The sequence below is a fragment of the Brasilonema sp. UFV-L1 genome (assembly GCF_012912105.1).
In the GTDB taxonomy this organism is placed as follows: Bacteria; Cyanobacteriota; Cyanobacteriia; order Cyanobacteriales; family Nostocaceae; genus Brasilonema.
This window is the reverse complement of sequence record NZ_QMEA01000210.1, coordinates 1-8,703: the sequence shown is the minus strand read 5'-3', so window position 1 is coordinate 8,703 and position 8,703 is coordinate 1. Positions and strand designations below refer to the sequence as shown.

Genomic DNA, 8,703 nt, shown 5'->3' with positions numbered 1-8,703 from the left:
CTCTGGGGTTGGGGGCTGTTGGGGAAGTGAAATGTATCAGGATTTTCGTGAAAGGGTATTACGTCTGGCACGTCGCAGTGAACGTCTTGATTCTAAAGAGTTCTTGATTTGCCAACCTCGATGTTCTAGTTCAGCAACCCAGATAACATTTTCTCCATCTAAAACCGCAATTCCAGTGACTTTGGAACCAGGGTCTAGTTTGATGGTTAATGTTTTTGGTTCTGGATTAGGAACTGCGTGTTTCAGAATGATTGTGAACGGACACATTCTGAGCACCGCAGCTTTTTGCTTAGTCAATAACTCTCTTGCTCGTTTTGGAGGAATGGGATTAAGCGGCTGCTTGTTTGTGTCTAGAACAAAAACGTAATTTTGCATTTCTGCAACTCCTAAGAGTAATGTTTGCTGAGTCCCCTTGGGACACGCTGCGCGAACGACTTTGTTTAGAGTCGGTACTATCCAAACGACACTGGTTTATTCTCCGTAAGCCTGTTTAATCGTTTGGTTCTAGAGCTTGGGACTAGCAAGCATCCCAAGGTAGGAACTTTAACTCTTGCTCTAAACGATTAGTCTGGTCAGGTGGAGTATCCTGCAAGCCCCTGCCTAAAAGGCAGGGGCTTGGCTCTCAACTAGAGAATCCTGACCATCATGTCTCTACATGGAAAAGCATTTAATATTTTTTTATATTTTTGTTTATATTGTTTCATCCGAATCATCCCATCCCGATCTTTTTGTAAAATATTTTAATATTATCTTTAGATTTAGTTAAAACTTGTATCAAGTCGTCAAGCTATGAATAAGTTCAAAATCACCACTACGTTACTTATACCGGGAGCTCAATGAGCCACAATCTTGAATCGATTTGTTTTTCTGGTTTAATTCAGCCTCATGGTATCCTTCTAGTGCTGAGTCACCCTGAGCTAACACTTCTTTTCGTAAGTGCTAATATCAAGGATTATCTTGGTATTACACCTGACAGTTTGCTAAGTCAACCACTTAACAGGCTGCTTGATGACCAATTCGTTGAAGCTATTAGGCAGAGTTTGGTGGAAATTGATGGTGTTAGTCCGATAAAACTTCAAGAACGTATCTCGGTCAATGAGTGTTCTTTTGACAGCTTGCTTCATCGCACAGAAGGTGTCATCATCCTTGAGTTAGAACCAACATCATCTGAAACAAAGTTAGGTTCCTTTAGTATCTCTGCTGTGCTTAAACGAGCGCTCGCCAAACTGCGACAAGTATCCAACAGTGGTGAATTTCTCCAGCTGGTGACTCAAGAAGTTCGTAAAATCACTGAATTTGACCGAGTGATGGTCTATCAGTTTAACCAACACGGAGCAGGTACCGTGATGGCAGAAGCAAAGCAGGACGACTTACCGCCTTATTTAGGTTTGCGCTATCCAACGACGGATATTCCAGAGCAAGTTCGAGGGCTGTATGCACGGGGATTATTGCGATATATTCCTAATTTTAAGGCACAGTCAGTTGAGTTAGTACCAGCTTCTCATTTGCTGATGCAGCAGCCGGTTGATCTTAGCTTTGCAGTTCTTCGGAGCGTTGATGCCTGCTGCGTTGAATACCATCAAAACATGGGCGCGGCAGCTATTCTAGTCATTGCGTTAATGAACGAGCAAAAGCTTTGGGGATTAATTTCCTGTCATCACCAGACACCCAAGTATGTTCCCTACAAAGTTCGGGAAGCCTGCGAGTTGTTGGGGCAGTTCGTGGCGTTGGAATTAGCCAATAAAGTTAATTCCGAAGAACTGGACTACATTGTTAAACTCAGAACTCTACAATCGGAGTTTGTTGAATCTATTTCTCAAGTCGATAACCTCAAACAAGCTCTTGTTAATCCTCCCCCTCGCTTGCTAGATCTAGTCAGTGCGACTGGAGCTGCTGTCTGTCTGCAAGATGACATGACCTTAGTTGGGATAACGCCAACGCTTGAGCAGGTTCGAGCTTTGCTTCAATGGACAGATACTCAAGTTAGTGACACTCTATTTTATACTAATTCCCTGCCAGCACTTTATCCAGAAGCTCTTGTGTTCAAAGATGTTGCCAGTGGCTTGCTGAAACTGCAAATTTCCAAAGTCCGGTATTATAACATCCTCTGGTTTCGTCCGGAAGTCCTGCAAACTATAAACTGGGCAGGTGATCCAAATGCATCTATAAAAGAGGCTGCAGATGGCATAATAACTCTATCTCCCCGCAAATCATTTGAAAAATGGCAAGAAACCGTTCGATTAACTTCGTTACCCTGGAAAGCGTGTGAATTGGAAAATGCACTGGATCTCAGAAGTGCGATCGTCGGTATCGTCCTTAACAAAGCGGATGAATTAGCCCGAATTAATCAGGAATTAGAGCGCAGCAACCGAGAGCTAGATTCTTTTGTTTATGCCGCTTCTCATGATCTCAAGGAACCTTTGCGAGGTATTCATAATTACTCAACACTGTTGTTGAAAAATTATGAGTCGGTGCTGGATGACGTGGGTAAAAACCGCCTGCAAACCTTAGTTCGTCTAACCCGTCGCATGGAGTCGCTAATCGATGTTTTGCTCAAGTTCTCGCGATTAGGACAAGCAGAGCTTCATTTGATACCCACGGATATTAACCAAGTCGTGAACCAGGTGCTTGCAGATTTGCGCGTCAGTCGTCAAGACATTCAACCTGATATTCGCATTCCGCGATCACTTCCCACTGTTCACTGTGATCCTGTCCTTATCAATGAAGTGTTCATGAACCTTCTCAGTAACGCTTTCAAATACAACGATCAGGCAGAACAATGGATTGAAATTGGCTACTTAAACGTAGAAGAAATCAGCGACAGTGAAAAACAGCAGAAAGTCAGAGATATTTTCCAACACTCCCACACTCCCTTACTCTCCCACTCCCCAATGACTTTCTACGTTCGGGATAACGGCATCGGCATTCGAGCACGACATCTAGAGATTATTTTCCGGTTGTTTAAGCGCCTGCACGAGCAAAATCTCTATGGCGGCGGTACAGGGGCAGGACTGACAATTGCCAAAAAGATCATCGAGCGTCACGGCGGACAGATTTGGGTAGAGTCTACCGTAGGTATTGGCTCTACATTTTACTTTACTTTAGGATAATTCATAAATTATAATTTTTGTAAAATTATATAAAGAAAACATAACATCAACTTTTAATGACACGAATAACAACAAAGCGGTGCGATCCCTTGCTCATCGCTGAAGATAGTGATGAGGATTTTGAAGTGCTGCAACTGCTGATGCAGCAAATGGATGTTCAAAACCCCATCTACCGCTGTACAAACGGAGATAAGGTTTTAGATTTCCTTTATCAGGAAGGAGATTATGACAGTCTGGATGTTGCTCCACGCCCCTCGATCATCCTGCTTGACTTGAATTTACCGGGCACTGATGGTCGCGATGTGCTAGAACAACTCAAGCAAGACCAGAATCTCAAGGAAATTCCGATTATTGTCTTCACCACTTCCTCCAACCCAAAAGATGTTGAATTATGTTATGAAAAAGGAGCAAATGGCTATCTGATCAAGCCATTTGACTCGTATGAACTGGAGAAAACTGTTCAAGCATTTGTGAACTATTGGCTGGAAGCAAATACACCACCAACTTCAAATTCGACTCAGTGAAGTACCCCACCGCATTCAGGGATGGGGCTTCCTGTCTGGCAGGCAGATGCCACTTATGGTACTTACATTGCTGCAAGTCCGACACTAGTGTCGGTGATGGTCTTACTCTCCCTCTCTGGTCTTACGACCTTTATCTAGCAAGCTAGCAAAGGATTTGATATCATTGACAGTATAAAAAGAAAATTTTTCACTCTTTCGTTTAGATTTTCTTTACAGTAAATAAACTGTGGGTTTCACATATAGGGAAGAGATTCCTCTATTTTCCTCTTATGTCAGACGTCTGGACACTCCTGATCACCGATGACTGTATGGAGGATCGAGAAGTTTATCGAGAATACCTTTTAAACGATCCTCACCATTCTTACCACATTTTAGAAGCAGCCTCAGCAGAGGTTGGACTTGCGCTTTGTCAGAAAAAACGCTGTGATGCCATTCTGCTCGACTTTTGCCTACCTGATATGAGCGGGTTGGAGTTTTTGGATCAGCTCAACCAGCAGCGATTAGATTCCCCCCTCCCCGTCATTATGTTAACAGGGCAAGGTGATGAACGCGTTGCCGTACAGGCAATGAAACGGGGCGCTCAAGATTACCTTATTAAGCAACATCTACAACCGGATGTTCTGCAACTGAGTGTTCGCAATGCAATTCAACACTCACAAAAGCAAAATCAGTTCAGTAAAAAACAGGAACAACAGCAATTAACTGCGGCGATCGCCCTACGCATCCGTCAGTCATTGAACCTAGAGCAAATCTTGCAGACGACTGTCACTCAAGTGCAACAACTGCTTTTGTGCGATCGCGTGACAATATACCAAGTTACCCCAACTCCAGACAACAACCAGAGAAGTAAATCAGCAAAGCTTTATCTGACAAAGCTTTGTGAATCTGGCACGAGTCGCTTATCCCACGAACCCATCCAGCAATTCACCGCCTTCTTGACTGACAATCACCAGTCCAGCCCCTGGGAGGTAGAAGAAGCAAGCACACTGACGCAAAATCACGCGTCAATCATTGTTTCGCACAATAAGAAAAAGGCGACTGAAAGATATTTGCTTGTTCCGATTCTGAAAAAAGAACAAGACGAATCCTCTAGGAGATATTGGGGGTTACTCGTTGCTTGTCAAGATTCTAACGTGCGACAGTGGTCCACAGATGAAGTAGAAATTTTCAATCAATTGGCTGAGCAGTTGGCGATCGCCATCCAACAAGCCGAACAGTTCAACCAGGTTCTGCTGGCTCTGGAGAACGAAAAGCAACTCAACACTATTAAATCCCAATTTGTCACCACAGTTTCTTACGAATATCGAACTCTGTTGGCATCCATTCTTGCGGCGACGTCAACGCTGTTGCAACACAACAACAAACTGCATCAGGCGCAACACCTGCACTTCCTTCAACTCATAGAAGACAAAGCCAGACAAATGACTAAGCTAGTGGATGACTTGCTGGTGATTGAGACATTTGAATTTGGCAAAACAACGTTTACCCCATATCCATTTGAACTGCTGCAATTCTTCTGTGACATCATTGAGGAGCAGCGACAAATCATCAGCGAACGCCATGAATTGACGTTCAAAATCACAGGGAATACAAAGGGGTTCTGGGGTGATCAAAAACTTTTGCGACACATTCTGGTGAACTTACTGTCGAATGCGATCAAGTACTCTCCAGATGGTGGCAATATTGAAGTTCACCTGATGGGGAATGATTCCCACATCATTTTTGATGTCAAAGATCAAGGAATCGGCATACCCATTGAGGAGCAAAAACACTTGTTTCAAGCCTTTCGTCGCGGGAGTAACGTTGGCGCAATTCCTGGAATCGGCTTAGGGTTAGCGATTGTTAAAGCTTGCGTCGAGTTGCATCGCGGCGAAATCACAGTAGAAAGCCAAGAAAAGCAAGGAACGAAGATAACTGTCAACTTGCCGAAGCGAGCAACCTGAACTCAGAATGCTCAATACGATAGTAATTGCGATACCTCAGATTTTACACTAAGGTCAGAAACCGAGTTTCTTGAAAACGGCTTAGAGTCAAAACCTTGATTTTTTGTATAGAAACCCGGTTTCTTTCAGGTTATTAAGAATAACGCAAGATGTCAGCGAAGCGATCGCTCTCATAGTCTTCTGTTTTATGTAAAGAAATATTGACATTCTTAAAACAAACAGAAAGATTAGCTAGACTTTAATTATTCTTTAGATTCTCTTAATAATTTTTTTCCACGCCTCTAATCAAGCCTGTTGCAAGTCGTTAGCCCTGCAACATTCATTTGACTTGGAAATAGAACGGGCTAGCGCCCCGCTACGCGCTCCACCAACTCGTCCGAGAAAAATCTTTCTTATGGCAAGGTTCGTGGGATTTTCCGGTGATGAACTCTCGAAGAATAGTTTTCTAATTCACTTTTAGATATCTCTCATTTTTGATAAACTCTTATGACTATTATTCCAGGTACACTTGTTAAACTCCCCAACGGTCGTAACGGTTTGGTGATTCCTTCCCCGTGGTGGAAACCCGGTAGTGTATTAGTGAAGTTGCCGCGTGGTAAAAAGCGATGGTTCAAAGTCGATGAGTGTACTCCTATCCCCTCAAACTGGTGAGCCAGGATGCTCTGGTGAGCAAGGCGGATATACTTGTTTAGGAACAGTCACGCAAACTTAAAGGAATTGGCGATGACACAAGCAAGAAACGTACTCGGCGAAGAGCTAGAAATTTGCTGCTCTTCTCCTGTGACTGGATATTACCGTGATGGGTTCTGCAACACTGGCGGTATGGATTTTGGACAGCATGTTATTTGCGCCCAAGTGACAGCAGAATTTCTTGAGTTCACCAAATCACGAGGAAATGATCTCAGTACTCCAGTTTTGGAATATCAATTTCCTGGTTTGAAACAAGGCGATCGCTGGTGTTTATGTGCTGCTCGCTGGGAAGAAGCTCTTGAGGCTGGCGTTGCTCCCCCTGTCATCCTCTCGGCAACTCATTCTAGAGCTTTGGAAGTGGTTTCTCTGGATGATTTGAAAAAACATGCCTTGAATTGATTGATTAACAGGACTTACGCACAAGCTTCGTATTTGATCGAAACAGAGGATTTTTGATAAAAACCAGCTAAGTTGTGCGTAAGTCCTAAATTTCTCGACTTTAGTTGCAGCCTGCTTAGCGCTTGAGACGTGACACTCCCACACTGAGACTTCGTGTACAGTGTAGGCTTCTGGCAGATTTTATATTTCCAGAACTTCGTTCGTGGTACTCGAATTCTTTCCCACTACCGCAGTTTATAGTCAGGTTCGTGTGATACCCGACTTGAATGATTGAAAAACCATTCCCTACGTTCGTTTACTTGAATATTTTACATACCGCAGGCCGTAGTCGGCTATTTAAGTATATTTCAGACCGCACTTCCCGGTAAAACCTTTACGGGTGAGCGATGAGATGAATTGCGGATTAAGCTAACTAAAGAGAGATTATTATGGCTTGAATTTAAAGCCATAATTTAGCAAAAGTTAACAGTGGGTGCAACAAAATTAAGCAATGGTTACAGTCGTTGTTGTTATCAACATACTTATCTCGCTGATTCTTCTCTACGTGGCTTGGCGAGTACGGCTACTCAAGAAGCGACTGACAAGAATCGCTAATATTTTAGTTGCTGCTGAACGTAGTTCCCATGCAGTACTACTTGGAGCACCCGAAGCTTTTTACATGCGTCAACGCAATATTCATAATCTGCGACAGGGAAACCAACCACCACAGCTACAAATCCAACGACTCCGGCAGATTTTTAGGCTGCTTACACTTGGACAGCAAATCTGGCGTAGCAATTTTCTTCGGTTCCGAGCAAAATTAGTGAAAAAGAGAAAGTAAAGAGTAGAGGTTTGTGTTATGGGAAAAACTGAAAATTTTGGCTGAACTGGAAGAAACCGGGTTTTTTAGTCACAATTTATAAATGAATCGGTGTTATAGATTACAGATTTTTCTAGAATCTCCATATCAAGGCAACCTTTGCCGCAAATACATTGTCTCTCTAAATTTAGTAAAGATAAAATCTTTTTGATTTTGCAAGGCGTGAAAACCCGCATAAAATGGGTTTAAGGAGAGAAAGAAAAAATGTCTAACAACCGTTCTGGATTATTTGTTGGCGGTATGATGCTAGGTGCAACCATTGGTGCTTTAACTGGATTGCTTATTGCTCCACGCACAGGACGCGAAACTCGTCAACTTTTGAAGAAATCTGCCAGTGCTTTGCCAGAATTGGCAGAAGATATTTCAACAAGCGTCCAAATGCAAGCAGATCGCCTTTCTACAAACGCACGCTCTAACTGGGATGATACCCTAGACCGACTGCGGGAGGCAATTTCAGCTGGCATTGATGCTAGTTTACGGGAAAGTCAAGCAATGAAGCAGCCAAATGCTCAAGAAAAGTCCGATACTATTTCTCAACATTTAAATCGTTAGTAGAAGATATCACAGTGATCGATCCCCTGTTTTGGCTGGGACTATCTATACTCCTAGTCGCCGCCAGTCTTACAGCTGTTTTGGTGGCGGCGATTCCAGCTTTGCAGGAATTAGCAAGAGCAGCTCGCAGCGCAGAAAAGTTATTTGATACTCTTTATAGAGAGTTACCCCCCACTCTTGATGCCATTCGCATGACGAGTTTAGAAATCACTGACTTAACTGATGATGTCAGTGAAGGTGTCAAAAGTGCTAGTCAAGTGGCGAAACAAGTTGATCAAAGTTTGGATAATGCGAAAAAGCAAGCACAAAATGTCCAAATAGGCACGCGCAGTTTTATAGTTGGTGTGCAAGCTGCTTGGAGAAATTTTACGCGCCCTAAATCTTCAAGGCGAACAGTTGAACGTCTATCATCGTCTCAGAAACCGAAGTTGACATTGCAAGAACGGCAAGCCTTAAGACAAGAGAATCGCTACACACCTATGGAAGGATATAATATCAACAATAATTACGACGATTACAACGTTTCTGCTGATTGGGAAAACAGTTTTGATGAGCAAGATTTGCAGCGTCAGTCAGAATCTGACAATTGGTCTGATAAACAGGGTTAGCGCGTCTCAAACACTGTT

At 43.1% G+C, this 8,703-nt stretch carries 9 protein-coding genes; 8 read left to right on the top strand and 1 reads right to left on the bottom strand.

Annotation, left to right across the window (positions count from 1 at the left end):
- Positions 1-36: 36 nt before the first annotated feature.
- A complete protein-coding gene (locus DP117_RS32315; protein WP_169222260.1) occupies positions 37-375 on the bottom strand; it encodes an RRXRR domain-containing protein in 339 nt (112 codons plus the stop codon).
- 461 nt (positions 376-836) lie between these two features.
- Here DP117_RS32315 and DP117_RS32310 point away from each other — a divergent pair, with 461 nt between their 5' ends.
- The 8 genes from DP117_RS32310 (at position 837) to DP117_RS32275 (ending at position 8,685) form a co-directional block, all read left to right on the top strand.
- A complete protein-coding gene (locus tag DP117_RS32310) occupies positions 837-3,110 on the top strand; it encodes an ATP-binding protein (protein ID WP_169222259.1) in 2,274 nt (757 codons plus the stop codon).
- Between the two features lie 65 nt (positions 3,111-3,175).
- Positions 3,176-3,634: a response regulator gene (locus tag DP117_RS32305; protein ID WP_169222261.1), complete on the top strand. Its 459-nt coding sequence runs from the start codon at positions 3,176-3,178 to the stop codon at positions 3,632-3,634.
- A gap of 269 nt (positions 3,635-3,903) precedes the next feature.
- On the top strand, positions 3,904-5,577 hold the full coding sequence (locus DP117_RS32300) for an ATP-binding protein (RefSeq protein ID WP_169222258.1): 1,674 nt from the start codon (positions 3,904-3,906) through the stop codon (positions 5,575-5,577).
- A gap of 486 nt (positions 5,578-6,063) precedes the next feature.
- On the top strand, positions 6,064-6,228 hold the full coding sequence (locus tag DP117_RS32295; RefSeq protein ID WP_169222257.1) for a hypothetical protein: 165 nt from the start codon (positions 6,064-6,066) through the stop codon (positions 6,226-6,228).
- A 72-nt stretch (positions 6,229-6,300) separates the two neighbouring features.
- Complete coding sequence (locus DP117_RS32290; RefSeq protein ID WP_169222256.1) at positions 6,301-6,666, top strand: DUF2237 domain-containing protein; 366 nt, start codon at positions 6,301-6,303, stop codon at positions 6,664-6,666.
- Between the two features lie 490 nt (positions 6,667-7,156).
- Positions 7,157-7,486 carry a hypothetical protein gene (locus DP117_RS32285; protein WP_169222255.1) on the top strand — a complete coding sequence of 110 codons (330 nt, stop codon included), beginning with the start codon at positions 7,157-7,159 and terminating at the stop codon, positions 7,484-7,486.
- 243 nt (positions 7,487-7,729) lie between these two features.
- Positions 7,730-8,077 carry a YtxH domain-containing protein gene (locus DP117_RS32280; protein ID WP_169222254.1) on the top strand — a complete coding sequence of 116 codons (348 nt, stop codon included), beginning with the start codon at positions 7,730-7,732 and terminating at the stop codon, positions 8,075-8,077.
- Between the two features lie 14 nt (positions 8,078-8,091).
- Positions 8,092-8,685: a DUF948 domain-containing protein gene (locus tag DP117_RS32275; RefSeq protein WP_169222253.1), complete on the top strand. Its 594-nt coding sequence runs from the start codon at positions 8,092-8,094 to the stop codon at positions 8,683-8,685.
- The last annotated feature ends 18 nt before the right edge of the window (positions 8,686-8,703 follow it).